Annotated in this window: 23 protein-coding genes and 2 pseudogenes; 20 read left to right on the top strand and 5 right to left on the bottom strand. The window is 65.5% G+C overall.

Annotated features, from left to right (window positions below; translation table 11 throughout):
- The first annotated feature begins 3 nt into the window (after positions 1 to 3).
- The 13 genes from maiA (at position 4) to MasN3_RS18375 (ending at position 9,988) form a co-directional block, all read left to right on the top strand.
- Positions 4 to 648, top strand: coding sequence for a maleylacetoacetate isomerase (gene maiA / locus MasN3_RS18435; RefSeq protein ID WP_281909149.1), 645 nt, complete (start codon positions 4 to 6; stop codon positions 646 to 648).
- A gap of 51 nt (positions 649 to 699) precedes the next feature.
- Positions 700 to 1,470, top strand: coding sequence for a uracil-DNA glycosylase (locus tag MasN3_RS18430; RefSeq protein WP_281909148.1), 771 nt, complete (start codon positions 700 to 702; stop codon positions 1,468 to 1,470).
- A gap of 187 nt (positions 1,471 to 1,657) precedes the next feature.
- The gene (gene iscR / locus MasN3_RS18425) at positions 1,658 to 2,146 is read left to right on the top strand and encodes a Fe-S cluster assembly transcriptional regulator IscR (RefSeq protein WP_281909147.1); all 489 of its coding nucleotides are present in this window, start codon (positions 1,658 to 1,660) and stop codon (positions 2,144 to 2,146) included.
- Positions 2,146 to 3,402 carry an IscS subfamily cysteine desulfurase gene (locus MasN3_RS18420; protein ID WP_281909146.1) on the top strand — a complete coding sequence of 419 codons (1,257 nt, stop codon included), beginning with the start codon at positions 2,146 to 2,148 and terminating at the stop codon, positions 3,400 to 3,402. The genes iscR and MasN3_RS18420 overlap by 1 nt, the downstream gene beginning before the upstream one ends.
- A 27-nt stretch (positions 3,403 to 3,429) precedes the next feature.
- A complete protein-coding gene (iscU, locus tag MasN3_RS18415; RefSeq protein WP_281909145.1) occupies positions 3,430 to 3,819 on the top strand; it encodes a Fe-S cluster assembly scaffold IscU in 390 nt (129 codons plus the stop codon).
- Positions 3,820 to 3,846: 27 nt separating this feature from the next.
- Complete coding sequence (gene iscA, locus MasN3_RS18410; RefSeq protein WP_036249162.1) at positions 3,847 to 4,170, top strand: iron-sulfur cluster assembly protein IscA; 324 nt, start codon at positions 3,847 to 3,849, stop codon at positions 4,168 to 4,170.
- 4 nt (positions 4,171 to 4,174) lie between these two features.
- A complete protein-coding gene (gene hscB / locus MasN3_RS18405) occupies positions 4,175 to 4,690 on the top strand; it encodes a Fe-S protein assembly co-chaperone HscB (protein ID WP_281909144.1) in 516 nt (171 codons plus the stop codon).
- A gap of 93 nt (positions 4,691 to 4,783) precedes the next feature.
- Positions 4,784 to 6,673, top strand: a complete 1,890-nt coding sequence (gene hscA, locus MasN3_RS18400) for a Fe-S protein assembly chaperone HscA (protein WP_281909143.1) — start codon at positions 4,784 to 4,786, stop codon at positions 6,671 to 6,673.
- 125 nt (positions 6,674 to 6,798) lie between these two features.
- Positions 6,799 to 7,140: an ISC system 2Fe-2S type ferredoxin gene (fdx, locus tag MasN3_RS18395; protein WP_227798951.1), complete on the top strand. Its 342-nt coding sequence runs from the start codon at positions 6,799 to 6,801 to the stop codon at positions 7,138 to 7,140.
- A 12-nt stretch (positions 7,141 to 7,152) separates the two neighbouring features.
- Complete coding sequence (gene iscX / locus MasN3_RS18390) at positions 7,153 to 7,347, top strand: Fe-S cluster assembly protein IscX (protein ID WP_281909142.1); 195 nt, start codon at positions 7,153 to 7,155, stop codon at positions 7,345 to 7,347.
- Entirely contained in the window at positions 7,334 to 8,215 is an 882-nt protein-coding gene (locus tag MasN3_RS18385) for a class I SAM-dependent methyltransferase (protein WP_281909141.1), read from the top strand. The genes iscX and MasN3_RS18385 overlap by 14 nt, the downstream gene beginning before the upstream one ends.
- Positions 8,216 to 8,222: 7 nt before the next feature.
- Entirely contained in the window at positions 8,223 to 9,260 is a 1,038-nt protein-coding gene (gene ltaE / locus MasN3_RS18380) for a low-specificity L-threonine aldolase (RefSeq protein WP_281909139.1), read from the top strand.
- Positions 9,260 to 9,988 carry an rRNA pseudouridine synthase gene (locus MasN3_RS18375; RefSeq protein WP_281909137.1) on the top strand — a complete coding sequence of 243 codons (729 nt, stop codon included), beginning with the start codon at positions 9,260 to 9,262 and terminating at the stop codon, positions 9,986 to 9,988. The genes ltaE and MasN3_RS18375 overlap by 1 nt, the downstream gene beginning before the upstream one ends.
- 56 nt (positions 9,989 to 10,044) lie before the next feature.
- On the opposite strand, the gene MasN3_RS18370 is transcribed toward MasN3_RS18375, so the two are convergent.
- The 5 genes from MasN3_RS18370 to MasN3_RS18350 form a co-directional block, all read right to left on the bottom strand.
- Positions 10,045 to 11,013, bottom strand: coding sequence for an SDR family oxidoreductase (locus tag MasN3_RS18370; RefSeq protein WP_281909135.1), 969 nt, complete (start codon positions 11,011 to 11,013; stop codon positions 10,045 to 10,047).
- A gap of 95 nt (positions 11,014 to 11,108) precedes the next feature.
- Positions 11,109 to 11,648 (bottom strand): RDD family protein, encoded by a 540-nt coding sequence (locus MasN3_RS18365; RefSeq protein WP_281909134.1) that lies wholly within the window; start codon positions 11,646 to 11,648, stop codon positions 11,109 to 11,111.
- On the bottom strand, positions 11,608 to 12,414 hold the full coding sequence (locus tag MasN3_RS18360) for a DUF3106 domain-containing protein (protein WP_281909132.1): 807 nt from the start codon (positions 12,412 to 12,414) through the stop codon (positions 11,608 to 11,610). The genes MasN3_RS18365 and MasN3_RS18360 overlap by 41 nt, the downstream gene beginning before the upstream one ends.
- Complete coding sequence (locus MasN3_RS18355) at positions 12,411 to 12,827, bottom strand: DUF3619 family protein (RefSeq protein ID WP_281909130.1); 417 nt, start codon at positions 12,825 to 12,827, stop codon at positions 12,411 to 12,413. The genes MasN3_RS18360 and MasN3_RS18355 overlap by 4 nt, the downstream gene beginning before the upstream one ends.
- The gene (locus MasN3_RS18350; RefSeq protein WP_281909128.1) at positions 12,824 to 13,393 is read right to left on the bottom strand and encodes an RNA polymerase sigma factor; all 570 of its coding nucleotides are present in this window, start codon (positions 13,391 to 13,393) and stop codon (positions 12,824 to 12,826) included. Before MasN3_RS18350 ends, MasN3_RS18355 begins: the two co-directional genes overlap by 4 nt.
- Before the next feature lie 217 nt (positions 13,394 to 13,610).
- On the opposite strand from MasN3_RS18350, the pseudogene MasN3_RS18345 reads away from it, so the two are divergent.
- From MasN3_RS18345 to ilvC, 7 genes and pseudogenes are all read left to right on the top strand, one after another.
- Positions 13,611 to 14,486 (top strand): annotated as a pseudogene (locus tag MasN3_RS18345) (TauD/TfdA dioxygenase family protein).
- 19 nt (positions 14,487 to 14,505) lie between these two features.
- Complete coding sequence (locus MasN3_RS18340) at positions 14,506 to 15,504, top strand: ABC transporter substrate-binding protein (protein ID WP_370662305.1); 999 nt, start codon at positions 14,506 to 14,508, stop codon at positions 15,502 to 15,504.
- A gap of 2 nt (positions 15,505 to 15,506) precedes the next feature.
- Positions 15,507 to 16,362, top strand: a pseudogene (locus tag MasN3_RS18335) (ABC transporter ATP-binding protein).
- On the top strand, positions 16,355 to 17,206 hold the full coding sequence (locus tag MasN3_RS18330; protein ID WP_281909126.1) for an ABC transporter permease: 852 nt from the start codon (positions 16,355 to 16,357) through the stop codon (positions 17,204 to 17,206). The pseudogene MasN3_RS18335 and the gene MasN3_RS18330 overlap by 8 nt, the downstream one beginning before the upstream one ends.
- A 407-nt stretch (positions 17,207 to 17,613) precedes the next feature.
- On the top strand, positions 17,614 to 19,356 hold the full coding sequence (locus tag MasN3_RS18325) for an acetolactate synthase 3 catalytic subunit (RefSeq protein WP_281909125.1): 1,743 nt from the start codon (positions 17,614 to 17,616) through the stop codon (positions 19,354 to 19,356).
- Complete coding sequence (ilvN, locus tag MasN3_RS18320; protein WP_027867685.1) at positions 19,356 to 19,847, top strand: acetolactate synthase small subunit; 492 nt, start codon at positions 19,356 to 19,358, stop codon at positions 19,845 to 19,847. The genes MasN3_RS18325 and ilvN overlap by 1 nt, the downstream gene beginning before the upstream one ends.
- Positions 19,848 to 19,907: 60 nt before the next feature.
- A complete protein-coding gene (gene ilvC, locus MasN3_RS18315) occupies positions 19,908 to 20,924 on the top strand; it encodes a ketol-acid reductoisomerase (RefSeq protein ID WP_281909123.1) in 1,017 nt (338 codons plus the stop codon).
- Positions 20,925 to 21,029 lie beyond the last annotated feature (105 nt).

Below are 21,029 nucleotides of genomic sequence, written 5' to 3'. Positions count from 1 at the left end.
GGCATGAAGCTCTACACCTATTTCCGCAGCTCGGCCGCGTACCGGGTGCGCATCGCGCTCAACCTGAAAGGCCTGGACTACCAGGCGGTCCCGGTGCACCTGCTGCGCGAGGGCGGGCAGCACCTGATGGACGACTACCTGACCATCAATCCCAGCGGCCTGGTGCCGGCCCTGCAGGACGACCGCATGACGCTGACGCAGTCGATGGCCATCATCGAGTACCTGGACGAAGTCTACCCGCTGGTGCCGCTGCTGCCGAAGGACGCGGTCGGCCGCGCCCGCGTGCGCGAGCTGGCGCAGATCATCGCCTGCGACATCCACCCGGTGAACAACCTGCGCGTGCTGAAATACCTGGTGAAGCACCTGGGGCAGTCCGAAGAAGCCAAGACCGACTGGTACCGCCACTGGGTCATCGAGGGGCTGCGCTCGCTGGAAGCGCACCTGGCGCGCAACCTGGGCACCGGCCTCTTCTGCCATGGCGACACCCCGACCATCGCCGACTGCTTCCTGGTGCCGCAGGTGTTCAATGCCAGGCGCTTCGATATCGACATCGATGCCTATCCGACCATTGCACGCATCGACGCGCTGTGCGTGGACCTGCCGGCCTTCAAGGCGGCGCATCCGAGCCAGCAGCCGGACGCGGAGTGAGCCCACGGACATGGGCTACAATCCGGCCTCTTTGCGCCTTGTGATTTCGCCATGTCCACCCACCCCATTCCCGCCCCGATCATCGTCGCCCTGGACCGTGCCGACGCCTCCTGGCGCCCGGTCCTCGAGGCCGGCCTGCAGGCCGTCGCCAGCGCCGACCCGGGCTACCTGCCGGCGCTGGCCGTCGATGACTACCTGCCGCTCGACGGCCGCATCTTCGCCGCCTTTGCCCAGCCGCTGGAGAAAGTGAAGTATGTGCTGGTGGGGGAGGGGCCCTACCCGCGCGCCGAAAGCGCCACGGGCTTTTGCTTCATGGACGGCGCCGTGGGCGCGCTGTGGTCGGAGACGGGGCTGTCGAAGCCGGTCAACCGCGCCACCTCGCTGCGCAACTTCATGAAGATGCTCCTGGTGGCAAACGGGCAACTCGATGCCGACGCCACCGGCGGCAGCGCCATGGTGCCAGTGGCCCAGGCCGCCCGCACCGACGGCTCGATCCAGACCCTGGCCCAGCTGCAGGACAATCTGCTCGAGCACGGTTTCCTGCTGCTGAACGCGGCCCTGGTGTTTCGCAAGCACGTGGCGCCGGCCATCGACGCACGCGCCTGGCAACCATTCCTGCAAGTCGTGCTTGCCGCCCTGGCAAGCCAGCCTCAGCCGCCCACCCTGGTTCTGTGGGGCAAGATCGCCGAACAGCTGAAAAAGCTGCCGGAAGCGGCGCGCCTGCCGCAGATCCAGGCCGAGCACCCGTACAACCTGTCCTTCATCCAGCACGAGGGGATGCAGGCATTGTTCGGGCCGATGGAATTGCTGCGTTTGCGATAAGGGCCGGGAGGAGGAAAGGCCCGGGAAAGTTTTGGGGGCCTCCAAGACAAGCCAGTCAGGATTTGCTATACTTGACTAAATCGATCAACTAATCGGGTCATTCAAGGGGGCGCTCTCGCTGGTTGTGTTTGCTGCGCCGCACCGATGAGTTGAAAAGAGGCAATATTTTACATTAACTGGGTTTCCGATGCGTCTGACCACCAAAGGCCGTTTTGCTGTTACCGCGATGATCGACCTCGCCCTGCGTCAGGGCAATGGTCCGGTCACGCTGTCGGGCATCAGCCAGCGCCAGGCCATTTCGCTGTCGTACCTGGAACAACTGTTCGGCAAGCTGCGCCGCCACCAGATCGTCGAGTCGATCCGCGGACCCGGCGGCGGCTACAGCCTGGCCAGACCCGCCCACAAGGTGACGGTGGCCGACATCATCATCGCGGTCGACGAGCCGCTCGATGCCACCCAGTGTGGCGGCAAAGAAAATTGTCACGGCGCCGACGCTGCTTCCGGCACCCGTTGCATGACCCATGAACTGTGGACCACGCTGAACGCCAAGATGGTCGACTATCTCGATTCGGTCTCGCTGCAAGACCTGGTCGACCAGCAGAAGCAGAAAGAACAAAACGTCGTGGTGGTGCACCGCACCTCCGCTAGCGCCAATATTGAAACCGGAGTGAACTGATGAACGCGCCTTTGGACAAAAAAACCGAGCAGAGCTTCGTGACTGCGCCGCATTTCCCGATCTACATGGATTACTCGGCGACCACTCCGATCGATCCGCGCGTGGCCGACAAGATGATTCCCTACCTGCGCGAGCAGTTCGGCAATCCGGCGTCGCGCAGCCACATGTACGGCTGGAGCGCCGAAGCGGCGGTCGAGGAAGCGCGCGCCAACGTGGCCGCCCTGGTCGGCGCCGATCCGCGCGAGATCATCTGGACCTCGGGCGCGACCGAATCGAACAACCTGGCCCTGAAGGGTGCCGCCCACTTCTACAAGACCCGCGGCAAGCACATCATCACGGTCAAGACCGAGCACAAGGCCGTGCTGGACACCGTGCGCGAACTGGAGCGCCAGGGTTTCGAGGCGACCTACCTCGAGCCGCAGGACAACGGCCTGATCACCATCGCCCAGCTGGAAGCGGCGATCCGTCCGGACACCATCCTGGTATCGGTCATGCTGGTGAATAACGAGATCGGCGTCATCCAGCCGATCGACGAGATCGGCGAACTGTGCCGCTCGAAGGGCATCATCTTCCATTGCGACGCCGCCCAGGCGACCGGCAAGGTCGAGATCGACCTGAATAAAACCAAGTGCGACCTGATGACCTTCACCGCGCACAAGACCTACGGCCCGAAGGGCGTCGGCGCCCTGTACGTGCGCCGCAAGCCGCGCGTGCGCCTGGAAGCGCAGATGCACGGCGGCGGCCACGAGCGCGGCCTGCGTTCGGGCACGCTGCCGACCCACCAGATCGTCGGCATGGGCGAAGCCTTCCGCCTCGCCAAGGAAGAGATGGCGTCGGAACTCGAGCGCGTGAAGGCGCTGCGCGACCGGTTGGCCCGCGGCCTGCTGGAGATCGAAGAGGTCTACATCAACGGCGACATGGACCACCGCGTGCCGCATAACCTGAACGTCTCGTTCAACTACGTCGAGGGCGAGTCCTTGATCATGGCGATCAAGGACATCGCCGTGTCCTCGGGTTCGGCCTGCACCTCGGCCTCGCTGGAGCCGTCCTACGTGCTGCGCGCCCTGGGCCGCAGCGACGAACTGGCGCACAGCTCGATCCGCTTCACCATCGGCCGGTTCACGACCGAGGAAGACATCGACTTCGCTGTCAACCTGTTGAAAGCCAAGGTCGGTAAACTGCGCGAACTGTCGCCGCTGTGGGACATGTTCAAGGAAGGGATCGATTTGAATTCGATCCAATGGGCAGCCCACTAAACATTACGGAATTCTAGGAGCACTACCATGGCATATTCGGACAAAGTACTGGACCACTACGAAAACCCGCGCAACGTCGGCGCCTTCGACAAGGGCGACGATGCGATCGGCACCGGCATGGTCGGCGCGCCGGCCTGCGGCGACGTGATGAAGCTGCAGATCAAGGTCAACGAGCAGGGCCTGATTGAGGACGCGAAGTTCAAGACCTACGGCTGCGGTTCGGCGATCGCCTCGAGCTCGCTCGTGACCGAATGGGTCAAGGGCAAATCGCTGGACGAGGCGCTGGCGATCAAGAACACCCAGATCGCCGAAGAACTGGCGCTGCCGCCGGTGAAGATCCACTGCTCGATCCTGGCGGAAGACGCGATCAAGGCCGCCGTGGCCGACTACAAAGCCAAGCACGCCGAGAAGGCGTAATAGTTAGCAAAGACTGGAGTCACCGACATGGCAATCACCCTGACTGAAAAAGCCGCGAAGCACGTCAACCGTTACCTCGAGCGCCGGGGCAAGGGCATCGGCTTGCGCTTCGGTGTGCGCACGACCGGCTGCTCCGGCCTGGCCTACAAGCTCGAGTACGTCGACGAAGCCTCGAACGAAGACAATGTCTTCGAGTCGCACGGCGTCAAGGTCTTCGTCGACCCGAAGAGCCTGCCCTACATCGACGGCACCGAACTGGACTTCGCGCGCGAAGGCTTGAACGAAGGCTTCCGCTTCAACAACCCGAACGTCAAGGACAACTGCGGCTGCGGCGAAAGCTTCCGTATCTAAGGCAATGCAGAACCATTTCGAGCTGTTCCAGCTTCCCGCCAGCTTCGCCGTCGACGGCGACGCCCTGGACGCGGCCTACCGCGAGGTCCAGGGGCGCGTGCACCCGGACCGCTTCGTGAACGCCACCGATACCGAGAAGCGCGTCGCGATGCAGTGGGCCACGCGCGCCAACGAGGCCTATCAAACCCTGCGCAATCCGCAAAAGCGCGCGCAGTACCTCTGCGAGATCAACGGCGTCGACCTGCAGACCGAGTCGAACACGGCGATGCCGGCGAGCTTCCTGATGCAGCAGATGGAATGGCGCGAAGCGCTCGAGGATGCGCGCGCGGCCAAGGATGCATCGGCGCTGGACGAGCTCGACGCCCAGGTGCGCCGCGAGCGCAAAAGCATGCTGGAGCAGGTCGGCAGGCAGCTCGATGCCGGCGACTACCACGCGGCCGCGCAGGGCGTGCGCGCGATGATGTTCCTCGATAAATTCGGGGAAGAGGTACAGTACGCGTTCGAGGCATTGGACGCGTAATCGAATTCGCATGATGGTCGGGGTCGTTTGTGTCGATGACACAAACGACCCCGACCACATAGCAGCACAGAAAAACAAACAGGTAACACGACCATGGCACTACTCCAAATCGCCGAACCCGGCATGTCCACCGCCCCGCACCAGCATCGCCTGGCGGTCGGCATCGACCTGGGCACCACCAACTCGCTGGTTGCCACCGTGAGGAGCAGCATCCCGGAAGTGCTGAGCGACGAGGACGGCCGTTCGCTGCTGCCCTCGGTCGTGCGCTACCTCCCGAACGGCCATGCCAACATCGGCTACAAGGCGCAGGCGCACCAGACCACCGACCCCAAGAACACGGTGGTCTCGGTCAAGCGCTTCATGGGCCGCGGTCTGAAGGACATCGCCCACGCCGAGAACATGCCGTACGACTTCGTCGACGCCCCGGGTATGGTGCAGATCAACACGGTCGCCGGCGTGAAGAGCCCGGTCGAGACCTCGGCCCAGATCCTGGCCACGCTGCGCCAGCGCGCCGAGGATTCCCTCGGCGACGAACTGGTCGGCGCCGTGATCACCGTGCCGGCCTACTTCGACGACGCCCAGCGCCAGGCCACCAAGGATGCCGCCCAACTGGCCGGCATCAACGTGCTGCGCCTGCTGTCGGAGCCGACCGCCGCGGCCATCGCCTATGGCCTCGACCACGGCAAGGAAGGCGTCTACGCCGTCTACGACCTGGGCGGCGGCACCTTCGACATTTCGATCCTCCGGCTCTCCAAGGGCGTGTTCGAGGTGCTGTCCACCGGCGGCGACTCGGCCCTGGGCGGCGACGACTTCGACCACCGCCTGTTCTGCTGGATCGTCGAGCAGGCCAAGCTGGCGCCGCTCTCCGAGCAGGACACCGCCACCCTGATGGTCAAGGCGCGCCAGGCCAAGGAGCTCCTGTCGACCAATGAGGAAACCACGATCGAAGCGATCCTGAAGTCGGGCGAGATCGTGCAGGTGACCATCACCGCCCAGACCTTCGCCGAGATCACGAAGCACCTGGTCGGCAAGACCATGAATGCGATCCGCAAGGCCATGCGCGACGCCGATGTTTCCGTCGAGGACGTGGACGGCGTCGTGATGGTCGGCGGTGCCACCCGCATGCCGCACGTGCGCCGCGCGGTGGGCGAGTTCTTCCACACCATCCCGCATGCGAACATCGACCCGGACAAGGTGGTGGCGCTGGGCGCCGCCGTCCAGGCCAACCTGCTGGCCGGTAACCGCGCCGAGGGCGACGACTGGCTGCTGCTGGACGTCACGCCGCTGTCGCTGGGCATCGAGACCATGGGCGGCCTGGTCGAGAAGATCATCCCGCGCAACTCGACCATCCCATGCGCCCGTGCGCAGGAATTCACCACCTTCAAGGACGGTCAAACGGCCCTGGCGGTGCACGTGGTGCAAGGGGAGCGCGAGCTGGTGTCCGACTGCCGTTCGCTGGCGCGCTTCGAGCTGCGCGGCATCCCTCCGATGGCGGCCGGCGCGGCGCGCATCCGCGTGACCTACCAGGTCGATGCCGACGGCCTGCTGTCGGTGTCGGCGCGCGAAACCCGCTCCGGCGTGGAAGCGTCGATCACCGTGAAGCCGTCCTACGGCCTGGGCGACGACGAAGTGGCGCGCATGCTGCAGGATTCCTACACCTCGGCCCAGGGCGACATGCAGATGCGCGCGCTGCGCGAAGAGCAGGTCGAGGCCGAACGCATCCTGCTGGCGACCCAGTCGGCGCTGGATGCCGACGCCGAGCTGCTGGATGCCGCCGAGCAGACCGATGTGGGCAGGCTGGTGGATGGCGTGCGCGACGCGATCCAGCGCTCGAACGACGCGTCGATTGACGCCGGGCAGCGCCAGGACGGGCTGCACGCGGCGGTGCAGGCGCTGGCCAGGGGTACGGAAGAATTCGCGGCACGCCGGATGGACAAGAGCGTGCGCAAGGTCCTGGCCGGTAAATCGCTGGACGAAGTTTAGTAGGGTGGTCGGCTCTGCCGACCGCGCGTCCGACTCACGGTCGATCCGTGGCGACGCTTGCCCCTGTTGAACGCGCGGACGGCGAAGCCGTCCACCCTACGAAAAACACAATACGAGGTTATCAAGTGCCACAAATCGTCATCCTCCCCCATCCCGTCTTCTGCCCCGACGGCGCCGTGCTGGAATCCCCGGCCGGCAAGTCGATCTGCGACGTCCTGCTGGAAAACGACATCGAGATCGAACACGCCTGCGACCGCGTCTGCGCCTGCACGACCTGCCACGTGATCGTGCGCGAAGGCTTCGACTCGCTGAACGAGCAGGAAGAAAAAGAAGAAGACATGCTGGACAAGGCCTGGGGCCTGGAGCCGAACTCGCGCCTGTCCTGCCAGGCGATCGTCGCCGACGAAGACCTGGTGGTCGAGATCCCGAAGTACACCATCAACCACGCCGCAGAGAAAAGCCACTGAAAGAGGCCTGCCATGAAGTGGACTGACGTAACGAGCATCGCCGAGGCGCTGCTCGAGAAGTACCCCGACGTCGACCCCGCCACCGTGCGCTTCGTCGACCTGCACAACTGGGTCGTCGGGCTCGATGGCTTCGACGACGACCGCTCGCGCGGCGGCGAGCGGGTACTGGAAGCCATTCAGGCAGCATGGATCGATGAAGCACGCTAAACAATCCAACAACAAGGCACAGGCAGCGCCCGCGCTGCCTCCCGAAGTGCGTCCCGGCCAGTCGGTCGAACTGCTGAAGGAGCTGCACATCCTCACGCGCGACGGCAAGCTGAACCAGGACAGCCGCCGCAAGCTCAAGCAGGTCTACCACCTGTACAACTTCATCGAGCCATTGCTCAAGGACGTCCTGCAGGAAAAGGGCCAGGTGTCCCTGGTCGACCACGGCGCCGGCAAGTCCTACCTCGGCTTCATCCTGTACGACCTGTTCTTCAAGGGGCTGGAGGCGGGCTCGCACATCTACGGCATCGAGACCCGCGCCGAGCTGGTGCAGAAATCGACCGAGCTGGCGGCGCGCCTGGGTTTTGGCGGCATGTCCTTCCTGCCGCTGTCGGTGGCGGAATCGACCACCTCGACCGAGCTGCCGCCCACCCTCGACATCGTCACCGCACTGCACGCCTGCAACACGGCCACCGACGACGCCATCGACTTCGCCCTCAAGAAGCAGGCCAAGCACATGGTGCTGGTGCCGTGCTGCCAGGCCGAGGTCGCGAGCGTGCTGCGCAAGAACAAGGGCAAGGACCTGGGCCGCAGCGCGCTGACCGAGATCTGGCGCCACCCGATCCACACCCGCGAGTTCGGCAGCCAGATCACCAATGTCATGCGCTGCCTGCAGCTGGAAGCGCACGGCTACCAGGTGACCGTCACCGAGCTGGTGGGCTGGGAGCACTCGATGAAGAACGAACTCATCGTCGCGACCTACAAGAACCTGCCGCGCCGCCGGCCGTCCGAACGCCTGCAGGAAGTGATGACCGAACTGGGGCTCGACGAAATGAAGCGGCGCTTCTATATCCCTGTCACCGCAGACTGAGAACGAGATGAGCGACACCAACCAGAAGTGGATCGACCTGCGCAGCGACACCGTGACGCAACCGTCGGAGGCGATGCGCGCCGCGATGGCGGCGGCCGAGGTCGGCGACGACGTGTACGCCGACGATCCGTCGGTCAACCGCCTGCAGGATGTCGCGGCCGAGCTGTTCGGCTTTGAAGCCGGCCTGTTCGCCCCCTCGGGCACCCAGACCAACCTGATCGCCCTGATGACCCACTGCGGCCGTGGCGACGAATACCTGGTCGGCCAGGAAGCGCACACCTACAAGTACGAAGGCGGCGGCGCCGCGGTGCTGGGCTCGATCCAGCCGCAGCCGATCGCCAACCAGCCGGACGGCACGATCCTGCTGTCCGACATCGAGGCCTACATCAAGCCCGACGACCTGCACTTCGCGCGCACCCGCCTGCTGGCGCTGGAAAACACCATCGGCGGCCGCGTGCTGCCGCAGGACTACGTGAAAGCTGCCACCACGCTCGCGCACAGCCGCGGCCTGGCCACCCACCTGGACGGCGCCCGCATCGCCAACGCGGCGGTCAAGCAGGGCATCAGCCTGCGTGAGGTGGTGCAAGGCTTCGATACCGTCTCGGTCTGCCTGTCGAAGGGCCTGGGCGCGCCGGTCGGTTCCGTGCTACTGGGCCCGAAGGCCTTCATCGAGCAGGGCAAGCGCTGGCGCAAGATGCTGGGCGGCGGCATGCGCCAGGCCGGCGTGCTGGCGGCGGCCGCGCAGTATGCGCTGGAGCACAACGTGCAGCGCCTGCGTGATGACCACGACAACGCGGCCGCGCTGGCGCAGGGCCTGGCGCAGATCGAACAGCTCAGCGTGGGCACCCCGCAGACCAACATCTTCTGGCTCGACGTCCCGCAGGCGGCCTGCGAGCCGCTGCGCCAGCACCTGGCGCGTGCCGGAATCCGCGCCTCGATCGGTCCGCGCACCCGCCTGGTGACCCACCTGGACGTGGGCGCCGCGGACGTGGCGCGCACCGTCGAGGTGTTCAAGGCCTTCTTTGCTGACTGGCGGGAGCAATGATGGAGGAGGGTATTCGCCTGGCCAAGCGCGTCGCGGCGCAACTCGGCTGCTCGCGCGCGGAAGCGGAGCGCTACATCGCCGGCGGCGGCATCAAGGTCGACGGCAGCGTCGTCGAGGATCCGGCCAGCCGCGTGCTGCCGTCGCAGGAAGTGCGCGTGCTGCCGGGCGCGTCGAGCCAGGAGGCGCCGCCCGTCACCATCCTGCTGCACAAGCCAGCCGGCTTCAATTCCGGGGTCGGCGCGCGCGGCCAGCCGGCGCTGGGCTGCCTGAGCCCGGAGTCCCTGGCCCAGGCCTACGGCCAGCCGCGCTTCCTCAGGCGCCACCTGCACAAGCTGACCCTGACCTCGCCGCTGGAAACGGATGCGAGCGGGCTGGTGGTCTACACCCAGGACTTCCGGGTGGTGCGCAAGCTGGTGGACGACGCCGCGCGCGTCGAGCAGGAATACATCGTCGACGTCACTGGCAGCATCCGCGAAGGCGGGCTGGCGCTGCTCAACCACGGCTTGCACTTCAACGGCAAGCCGATCGCGCCGATGAAGGTCAGCTGGCAAAGCGAACACCGGCTGCGCTTCGCGCTGAAGGACGTGCGCCCCGGCCTGATCGACCATATGTGCCGCGAGGTCGGGCTGGAGATCGTCGAGATGCGCCGGATCCGCATCGGCCGGGTGCCGATGGCGGGCCTGCAGGCAGGGCAGTGGCGCTACCTGCTCGACTACGAACGCTTTTAGAACCTATCCCAGTAGGGAATGAGTCGCTCCTCCTCCCTACTGGGATCGGTTCTTGGTCAAGCGCTCCGGCGCCGCCACAGCTGCGTGCCGAGCGCGGCAAGCAGCGCCGTCGCCCCCAGCAGCAGCGCCTTGTTGCCCCTTCCTTCCGGCCGGCGCTCGCCGCTGTGGATTCCGCTGGCGCCGTGCTGCGGCGCATACAGGGTCCCCACCGTATCCGGCGCGCGCTCGGCGCGCCTGGCCCACCCGTCCAGGAAGCGGTTCATGCCGGCGGCGAGCAGGTTGGGCGCGACCGCGTTGCCCAGCCTGAACAGGGAGGCCGGTGCGCCGACGGCGGTCGAGTCGCGCGGATGCCGCGCCAGGCCGACCACGGCCGCGGCGACCTTCTCGGGAGTGAGCGCGCCGGGCGGGATCGACAGGCGGGCGCCGGTATAGTTGGCGGCGTGGCGCATGCCCGGCGTGTCCACGAAAGTCGGATACAGGTCGCAGACGCGGATGTGCGGGCGCTTGACCAGTTCGGCGCGCAGGGCTTCGCTGAAGCCGCGCAGGCCGTACTTGCTGGCCGCGTAGGCGGCGGCGTAGGGCGAGGCGACGAACCCGCCGGCCGAGATCATGTTGACCCAGACACCGTGGTCCTGCTCGAGGAAGATCGGCATCACGGCGTGGGCGTCGTTCATGTGGGTGATCAGGTTGGTCTCGATGATGCGGCGGTGGTCGCTCATCGGTACCTCGGCATACTTGCCGACCACGCCGGCGCCGACGTTGCTGAACCACAGGTCGATGCGGCCCAGGATCGCGCGCGCTTCGCGCGCGAAGGCCGCGACGGCATCGGCGTCGACCGCATCGACGACCAGCGCTTCGGCCCGGGCGCCGGCCTGGCGGCAACGCTGCACGACCTCGTCGAGGCCTTCCTTGCCGCGCGCGCCCAGCACCAGCTGCGCGCCCTCGCGCGCGAATGCGAGGGCGGTGGCCGCCCCGATGCCGCTCGATGCGCCCATGATCACGACGCGGATGTTCGAAAGCTTCATGGCTCTCCTTTCTGGAAGGTCGGGTTGAAGCTTGCGATTATTCCGCTGTTTCGATTCGCGCCGCGTTCGAATGCCGCGCGGCAAGCGCCACGCGCCTAGCGCGTCGGCTTGGGAAGCGCGATCAGGCGGGTGCCGGCCAGGCGGTCGTGCAGGAACTGGCGGTCCTTGTCGAACAGCGCCGTCATCGCCCAGGCCGCGATCCCGGCCAGCAGGGCGATCGCGATCTGCCCCTTGCCGTGCAGCCCGAAGGCCCAGCACGCCAGCAGGGCCGGCAGGAACCAGCCCCAGGCCAGCAGGAAACGGATGGCAGCCGTTCCGAACGGCAGTTGGCGGTGGCCCGGCTTGACGATCTTGATGCGCCAGGTCTTCATGGCCAGGGTGTGTCCGGTATTCATCCAGCACCAGATGAAGTAGGCCGCCGTCACCAGGAACAGCCAGGCCTTCATGCCTTCCTTGGCCACCGGATGCTGGCTGTTCAGGGTCACCAGCATGTAGACGGCGATCGCCAGCATCTCGACCGAGAACAGCAGCAGCGCTTCGTACAGCATCACGGTGACGCGGCGCAGGATGGTCGGGGTGACGACCGGCGCGGGCTTAGTTGCTGGCGGTGCCGATGTTGCTTGCGTTGCTTGCATTGTTTGCACTCGGAGCGGTAGGAGCGGTGGGAGCGGCCGGGGTGGCGGGCAGGGGAGCGGCCGGCGCCGGTGTCGGTGCCGGCGCTGCCGATGGCGCGGCGGCCGGCGGCGGCGACGTGGCCGCGGTGGCCGGTACGCTGGCGGCAGGCGTGCTCGGCGCCGGCATGATGCAGGAGGTGCCGCGGCGCGTCGCGCCCGGCGGGCAGCTGGTCGGCGTGTCGATGATCGGCGAATGCGGCAGCGACGGCGCGCCCTGCGGCTTGCCGCCCGAGCGCGCCAGCCGGCGTTTTTCTTCCTCGGACAGCTGCTTGTAGCTTTCCCAGGTCGCCGCTTTCTTGCCGGGGTCGAGCTTGCGGGTCTTACTGAAGTTCTCGCGCGCCAGGTTGCGCTGGGCCGGCGTCAGGCGCACCCACTGGCGCATGCGCTCGTGCACGCGGGCCTGCTCGTCCGGGCTCATCGAGGCGAAGCGGGCCGACAGTTCGAGCCAGCGGCGCTTGCGGATGCCGTCCATGCCATCCCATTCGGGCTGCAGGGGCTGGAGCGCGGTACGTTGGCTGCGCGACAGTTCGCGCCAGAGCGGCTTGTCGAGCGTCTTGGCGGGCGGCTTGGCGCCGGCGGCGACCGTCGGGTGATTGTCCGCACCGCGCGCGGCCGGCGCCGTCGATTCGGACTTGTTGTAGACCGCCCAGGTCGCGGCCCCGGCAATCAAGACCGCTGCCGCGGTTGCAACAACGGCGATGCGGGGCTTCGGCGCGGTTTTCGTCATTGCTGGCGCTGTTGCGACTCCACGTAGGCGTTGAAACCCTGGTCGAGGTAGGCAGTCAGCGGCAGCTCATCGGCGAGCACGGCGGCGTCGACCTCGGCCATCGCGGCCAGGCGCTGCTGCTGCTCGTACTGGTAGACGCCGCCCATGCCGACCACCAGCGCCAGCATCGGCGCCGCGACGGCCAAGCGCGCCAGCGCCGGGCCGGTAAACAGGCCCTTGAGGTCGAACAGCGGACGCGGGCCGGCCTGGACCTGGCGCGACGTATCGACGCCCGGCGCGTCGGGTTTTTTGCGCGCCAAGGCGCGCGCGCGCGCGGCGGCCAGCCGGTCGGTCGTCGAAGCCGGCAGTGCGTCGAGGTTCTCGTTCAGGGCATGGCGTATCTTGTACGCCAGGTTGATGTCGTCCGTGTTCATAGCTTGATTCCCTTGGCCTTGAGCGCCTCGGCGAGGGCGTGGGTGGCGCGCGAGCAGTGCGTCTTGACGCTTCCCTCGGAGCAACCCATCGCTTCGGCCGTCTCGGCCACGTCCATGTCCTGCCAGTAACGCATGAGGAAGGCTTCCCGTTGACGCGGTGGGAGCTTTTCTACTTCCTGTTCGATCAGGCGCAAGGTTTGAGCCCGCTCAAACTGGTCGGCACTCGACTCCGCGGCGGCCGTTCCTTCCTCCGCTTCATAGGAAGAAAGTATATCAAATTCTTCATCGTCCCCATCCCGCCGGCTGAAGCCGGAGAACAGGCTGACCCAGGTGTTCCGAACCTTTTCACGGCGGAAGTAATCGAGGATGGTCGTCTGCAAGATGCGCTGGAACAACATCGGCAGCTCGGCCGCCGGCTTGTCGCCGTATTTCTCGGCCAGCTTGATCATCGCATCCTGCACGATGTCGAGCGCCGATTCGTCCTTGCGAACCGCATAGACCGCCTGCTTGAACGCACGCCGTTCGACATTCTCGAGGAAGTCGTTGAGTTCTTTGTCTGTGGCCATGCGTGCTTGAAAGGGCGTTTGGTGCGAATGCCGTGAGGAAAACTATCGAATCCTAGCAAAAAACCCTGTTCAGCGCAGCGAAATCGCGCAGTGCCCACTTATTGTGCAGGGGCGTTCGATGACAAAAAATGCATGAAGTTAGTCGAAATGATTCGTTGTTGGGGCAGGCGGGCGTGGCTATTCTGGAATCAGGCTCACTCAACAACACTGGTTCATCATGCCGCTCGACTCGACCCGCCAGGATTTCGACATCCGCCCCCTCGTCAACCAGCCGCTCGGCGCGGAAGTGCTCGGCCTCGACCTTGCCCGCCCGCTCAGCATTGACGACTTCGACCGCCTCCACCGTGCCCACCTGGAGCACCACGTGCTGGTGTTCCGCGACCAGACCTTCACCCCGCAGCAGCAGGTGGCGTTCAGCCGCAGCTTCGGCCGGCTGCAGATCCACGTGCTGCGCCAGTTCCAGCTGGCCGGGCACCCCGAAGTGCTGGTGATCTCGAACATCCGCGAGAACGGCCAGGCGATCGGCCTGGGCGACGCCGGCCATTTCTGGCACTCGGACCTGTCGTACAGGGAAGTGCCGAGCCTGGGCTCGATGCTGCACGCGCAGGAATTACCCGCGGATGGCGGCGACACCCTGTTCGCCAACCAGCACGCCGCCTATGACGCGCTGCCGGGCAAGCTCAAGCGCGAGATCACCGGTTTGCGCGCCGAGCACAGCTATCTTGCCAAGTACGAGGAGCTGCGCCGGCGCAATCCCTGACGCCCGAAGCTGACCCAGGAGCAGATCGATGAAGTGGTGCCGGCCGTGCACCCGGTCGTGCGCACCCATCCGGAGACGGCGCGCCGCGCGCTGTTCGTCAGCGAGCATTTCACCACCCGCATCATCGGCCTGCCTGAGGCGCGCAGCCGCGAACTGCTCGACGAGCTGTTCGAGCACAGCACCCGTCCGGAGTTCGTCTACCGGCACCAGTGGAAACCGAAGGACATGGTGTTCTGGGACAACCGCTCGACCATGCACCTGGCCATGCCTTTCCCGCAAGACCAGCGCCGCAAGCTGTACCGCACCACCATCGAGGGCGACGTTCCGTTCTGACCGAAAGAGAATCATGACAATGAAGATGAAACTCGTGGCCGCGGCCGCCGCGCTGGCACTTGGCCTGTCTGCAAACGCCCGGGCCGAAGGCAGGATCCGCATCGCCGAGCAGTTCGGCATCGTCTACCTGCTGCTGAACGTGGCCCAGGACCAGAAGCTGATCGAGAAGCACGGCAGGAAGCAGGGCGTCGATATCGCCGTCGACTGGGTCAAGCTGTCGGGCGGCGCGGCGGTCAACGATGCGCTGCTGTCCGGCTCCATCGACGTGGCCGGCGCCGGCCTCGGCCCGCTGTTGACGATCTGGGACCGCACCAGCGGACGCCAGAACGTGCGCGCCATCGCTTCGCTCGGCAATTTTCCGTACTACCTGGTCAGCACCAACCCGGCGGTCAAGACCATTGCCGACTTCAGCCAGAAGGACCGGATCGCGCTGCCGGCGGTGTCCGTGTCGGTGCAGGCGCGCATCCTGCAGATGGCGGCCGCCAGGCAGTGGGGCAAGGCGCAATTCAAGAAGCTCGATCCGATCACCCAGACCGTGCCCCACCCGGACGCCGCCGCCGCCATCATCGCCGGCAAGACGGAACTGAACGCCCATTTCGGCAACCCGCCCTTCCAGGACCAGGAGCTGGCCGGCAATCCGCGCGCGCACGTCGTGCTGAGCTCCTACGACGTGCTGGGAGGCCCGAGCTCGGCCACCGTGCTGTATGCCACCGAGAAGTACGTCAAGGAGAACCCGAAGACCTACCGCGCCTTCATCGACGCCCTGAGCGAGGCGGCGCAGCTGGCGTCCGCGAATCCGGAAGCCGCGGCCGACGCCTACCTGCGCGTCAACAAGGGCAATATCGACCGGGCGCTGCTGCTGAAAGTGATCAAGGATCCGCAAGTGCAGTTCAAGGTGGCGCCGCAGAACACGCTCGGCCTGGCCCGGTTCCTGCACGAGGTGGGCGCCATCAAGACCAGGCCGGCCAACTGGCGCGATTACTTCTTCGTCCATCCGGCACTCGACAAGGGGAGCTGAGCATGAGTCCACCGAATCTCAGTCCGCTCCTTCTGGTCCCGCCACCCGAGCCCTTGCTGCGCGCCGAGCACGTGACGCTCGACTACCGGGGCGAACGCGGCATCGTGCGCGCGCTGGAAGACGTCAGCTTCGATGTCCACCGGGGCGACCGCTTCGTGCTGCTGGGGCCTTCGGGCTGCGGCAAGTCGACCCTGCTGAAGGCGGTGGGCGGCTTCATCGCGCCGCAGGCGGGCAGCCTGCGCCTGGCGGGCAAGGCGATCGCGCGCCCCGGGCCGGACCGCATCGTCGTGTTCCAGGAGTTCGACCAGCTGCCGCCCTGGAAGACGGTGCGCGAGAACGTGATGTTCCCGATGCTCGCGAGCGGCGTGAAGAGGAAGGCGGCGGACGCGCGGGCCCGCCACTGGCTCGGCAAGGTGGGGCTGGCGCGCTTTGCCGACGCTTATCCGCACACGCTGTCGGGCGGGATGAAGGCGCGCGTGGCGATCGCGCGGGCGCTGGCGATGCAGCCGGCCATTCTCTTGATGGATGAACCGTTCGCGGCGCTCGATGCGCTGACGCGCCGGACCATGCAGGAAGAGCTGCAGGCACTGTGGGACGAGATCGGTTTTACGATGCTGTTCGTGACGCACTCGATCGAAGAGGCGCTGGTGGTGGGCAACCGCATCCTGCTGCTGTCGCCGCACCCGGGGCGGGTGAGGGCGGAATTGAACAGTCATCAATTCAGCCTGGCCAGTGCGGGGGAGCGGCGAGTTCCAGGCGGCGACGCAGCGGATTCATGGCTTGTTGTTCGGTACGCAGGAGCTGGTTGAACGCGTGGGCGGGAAACCCGCCCACTCTACGGAGGTCTTTTATGGTTAATCCGCCGGTTCGACCCGAATACGTGCTGGAAGCGAGGCCGGCGCCGATTTTTGACCAAACGGTAAAACTTCCGCTGCCAGATCTCGGCTGGCTGCGCAAACTCGGCATGCTGCTGGCCGTCGCCCTCATCTGGGAAGCGCTGGCGCGCTGGTTCGGCAACGACCTGCTGCTGCCCGGCGCCATCCAGACCGGCCAGGCCTTCGCGGAGGGCCTGGCTTCTGGCGAACTGTGGGGCTACGTGCGCGTCTCGCTGCAGGTGCTGAGCCAGGGCTTCGCGCTGGGCGTGTTCGGCGCCTTCCTGCTGACCTGGCTCGCGGTGTCGAGCAAGCCCGGGCGCGAGCTGATCGATACCCTGGCCTCGATGTTCAACCCCTTGCCGGCGATTGCGCTGCTGCCGCTGGCGCTGCTGTGGTTTGGCCTGGGCGAGGGCAGCCTCTTGATGGTGCTGGTGCATTCGGTGCTGTGGCCGCTGACCCTGAGCGCCACCGCGGGTTTCCGCTCGGTGCCGGACACGCTGCGCATGGCCGGCCGCAACTACGGCCTCGGCGGCTTGCGCATGGTGCTGCAGATCCTGATTCCGGCGGCGCTGCCGGCGATCCTGTCGGGCCTGAAGATCGGCTGGGCCTTTGCCTGGCGCACCCTGATCGCCGCCGAGCTGGTATTCGGCAGCACCTCGGGGCAGGGCGGATTGGGCTGGTATATCTTCCAGAGCCGCAACGAACTCTTCACCGACAAGGTGTTCGCCGGCCTGGCCGCCGTGATCCTCATCGGGCTGGCGGTAGAGCACCTGGTGTTCCAGACCCTCGAACGGATCACTGTCCGCCGCTGGGGCATGCAGCGCTAGCACCGTGCAGCGCACCATCCCGGTGCGCTGTTCCGGTCGAGCAAAAATAATCAGCATTTTGGCTTGACCAAAATGGTGCAACGCAGTAATGTGTTTGCACGCTTTGCACCCCCGAAGCTCTCCGGTCATCCGGTGACGGCCCACACGCCATCTCCGGATCGACGCGCTTTCATTTGTAGGCAGTTTGCTCCGACCCGCGCCACAAGCGCGAGAGATGCGTATAAACGCTACAGACACTCAAGCCGAACGAGTTGCGCCCAGCGCCCGTGCGTAAGGACCCTATTGGCGTCCCGAACCACAGCCGCGACCGCAGAGAGAAGGGAAGCATTGAGGGTCGTCGCGCACTTCGCATTTCGTTAGGAACGGGCATCCGATCAAACTCCCATTGGGTCTTGAAAGGAATGTACATGAGTAACGAAACATTGGCCTCCGGGTCGTCAGCCTCGATCACGGGCGCTGAAATCGTGGTGCGTTGTCTCGCGGAAGAGGGCGTCAAGCACGTCTTCGGTTATCCCGGCGGGGCAGTCCTCTACATCTACGACGCCATCTTCAAGCAGGACAAGTTCCAGCACGTCCTGGTCCGCCACGAACAGGCCGCGGTCCACGCCGCAGACGCCTATTCGCGCAGCTCCAACACCGTCGGCGTCGCCCTCGTGACCTCCGGTCCGGGCGTGACCAATGCCGTCACCGGCCTGTCCACGGCCTATATGGACTCGATCCCGATGGTCGTCATTTCCGGCCAGGTGCCGAGCAATGCGATCGGCCAGGATGCCTTCCAGGAATGCGACACCGTCGGCATCACCCGCCCGGTCGTCAAGCACAACTTCCTGGTCAAGGACGTCCGCGAACTGGCATCGACCATCAAGAAAGCCTTCTACATCGCCCGCACCGGCCGTCCCGGCCCTGTGCTGGTCGATATCCCGAAGGACATCACGATGCACAAGTGCGGCTTCGAGTATCCCCGCGACATCGAGATGCGCTCGTACAAGCCGGTGGACAAGGGCCACGCCGGCCAGATCCGCAAGGCCGTCCAGCTGCTTGCCAGCGCCGAGCGCCCGATGATCTATGCGGGCGGCGGCGTCATCCTGGCCAATGCATCGAACGAACTGAACCGCCTGGTCGACAAGACCGGCTTTCCGGTCACCAATACGCTGATGGGCCTGGGCGCCTCGCGCTCCTCGAGCCCGCATTTCGTCGGCATGCCGGGCATGCACGGCACCTATGAAGCCAACATGGCGATGCAGCATTGCGACGTCCTGATCGCGATCGGTGCGCGTTTTGATGACCGCGTGATCGGCAATCCGAAGCACTTCGCCAGCCACCCGCGCAAGATCATCCACATCGACATCGACCCCTCGTCGATCTCGAAGCGCGTCAAGGTCGACATCCCGATCGTCGGCAACGTCAAGGACGTGCTGGTCGAACTGCTGTCGCAGCTCGAGGCGTCTACCAGCCAGACCAATACCCATGCGCTGCAGGCTTGGTGGAAGCAGATCGCCGAATGGCGCGGCCGCGAATGCCTGGCCTACGCGCCCTCCGATGAGCTGATCAAGCCGCAATCGGTCATCGAGACCCTGCACAAGGTGACGGGGGGCGACGCCTTCATCACCTCCGACGTCGGCCAGCACCAGATGTGGGCCGCCCAGTACTACGGCTTCGACAAGCCGCGCCGCTGGATCAACTCGGGCGGCCTGGGCACCATGGGCGTGGGCCTGCCGTACGCGATGGGCGTGCAGATGGCGAACCCCGACGCGACCGTGGCCTGCGTCACCGGCGAGGGCTCGATCCAGATGTGCATCCAGGAGCTCGCCACCTGCAAGCAGTACCACCTGACCCCGAAGATCATCCTGCTGAACAACCGCTTCCTCGGGATGGTGCGCCAGTGGCAGGAGATCGACTACGGTTCGCGCTATTCCGAGTCCTACATGGATTCGCTGCCCGACTTCGAGCGCCTGGCCGAAGCCTACGGCCACGTCGGCATGCGCATCGAGAAGCCGGGCGACGTCGAGGCTTCGCTGGTTGAGGCCTTCGCCATGAAGGACCGCTTGGTGTTCATGAACTTCATCACCGACCGGAGCGAGAACGTCTGGCCGATGGTCAAGGCCGGCAAGGGCCTGAACGAAATGCTGCTCGGCTCGGAGGACCTGTAATGCGACACATCATTTCCGTCCTTCTCGAGAACGAAGCCGGCGCGCTGTCGCGCGTGGTCGGGCTGTTCTCGGCGCGCGGCTACAACATCGAAACCCTGACCGTGGCGCCGACCGAAGATGCGACCCTGTCGCGCATGACCATCGTCACCAGCGGCTCGGACGACATCATCGAGCAGATCACCAAGCACCTGAACCGCCTGATCGAAGTGGTGAAGGTGGTCGACCTGACCGAAGGCCAGCACATCGAGCGCGAACTCATGCTCATCAAGGTGCGCGCGGTCGGCAAGGAGCGCGAAGAAATGAAGCGCACCGCCGACATCTTCCGCGGCCGGATCATCGACGTGACCGAGAAGACCTACACGATCGAACTGACCGGCGCCAAGAGCAAGCTCGACGCCTTTATCGACGCCATCGACCGCGCCTCGATCCTGGAAACCGTCCGCACCGGCGGCTCGGGCATCGGCCGGGGCGAGCGCATCCTCAAAGTCTGATTGTCGTGGCACAACCGACATACACATACTCAATATTTTAAAAAATTTAAAGGAATGACCATGAAAGTTTTCTACGACAAAGACTGCGACCTCTCCCTCATCAAAGGCAAGAATGTCGCCATCATCGGCTACGGCTCGCAGGGCCATGCCCACGCACAGAACCTCTCCGAATCGGGTGTGAGCGTTACCGTCGGCCTGCGCCGCGGCGGCGCGTCGTGGAACAAGGTCGAAGCGGCCGGCCTGAAAGTCGCCGAGGTCGATGAAGCGGTCAAGAACGCCGACGTCATCATGATCCTGCTGCCGGACGAAAACATCGCCGAGGTCTACAAGAACAGCGTCGAGCCGCACGCCAAGCAGGGCGCCGTGCTGGCCTTCGCCCACGGCTTCAACGTCCACTACGGCCAGGTCGTGCCGCGCGCCGACCTCGACGTGATCATGGTGGCGCCGAAAGCCCCGGGCCACACCGTGCGCGGCACCTACCGCCAGGGTGGCGGCGTGCCGCACCTGGTCGCGGTCTACCAGGACAAATCCGGCTCGGCACGCGACATCGCGCTGTCCTACGCCATGGCCAACGGCGGCGGCCGCGCCGGCATCATCGAGACCAACTTCCGCGAAGAGACCGAGACCGACCTGTTCGGCGAGCAGGCCGTGCTGTGCGGCGGCACCGTCGAGCTGATCAAGGCCGGCTTCGAGACCCTGGTGGAAGCGGGCTACGCGCCGGAAATGGCTTATTTCGAATGCCTGCATGAACTGAAGCTGATCGTCGACCTGATCTACGAAGGCGGCATCGCCAACATGAACTACTCGATCTCGAACAACGCGGAATACGGCGAGTACGTCACCGGCCCGAAAGTCGTCACCTCGGCAACCAAGGACGCGATGCGCCAGTGCCTGAAGGACATCCAGACCGGCGAGTACGCGAAGAGCTTCATCCTCGAGAACAAGGCCGGCGCCCCGACCCTGATCTCGCGCCGCCGCCTGACCTCGGAGCACCAGATCGAGGAAGTCGGCGCCAAGCTGCGCGCGATGATGCCGTGGATTGCCAAGAACAAGCTGGTCGACCAGAGCAAAAACTGATCCGTAGGGTGGGCGGGTCTCCCGCCCGCGCGTTCAAACTTCAGATGACTCACACGCTCGTGTCGGCACACTGGATTTGAACGCGCGGACGGCGAAGCCGTCCAA

The sequence above is a fragment of the Massilia varians genome (assembly GCF_027923905.1).
Classification (GTDB): Bacteria; Pseudomonadota; Gammaproteobacteria; order Burkholderiales; family Burkholderiaceae_D; genus Telluria; species Telluria varians_B.
This window is presented reverse-complemented; position numbering and strand designations above follow the sequence as displayed.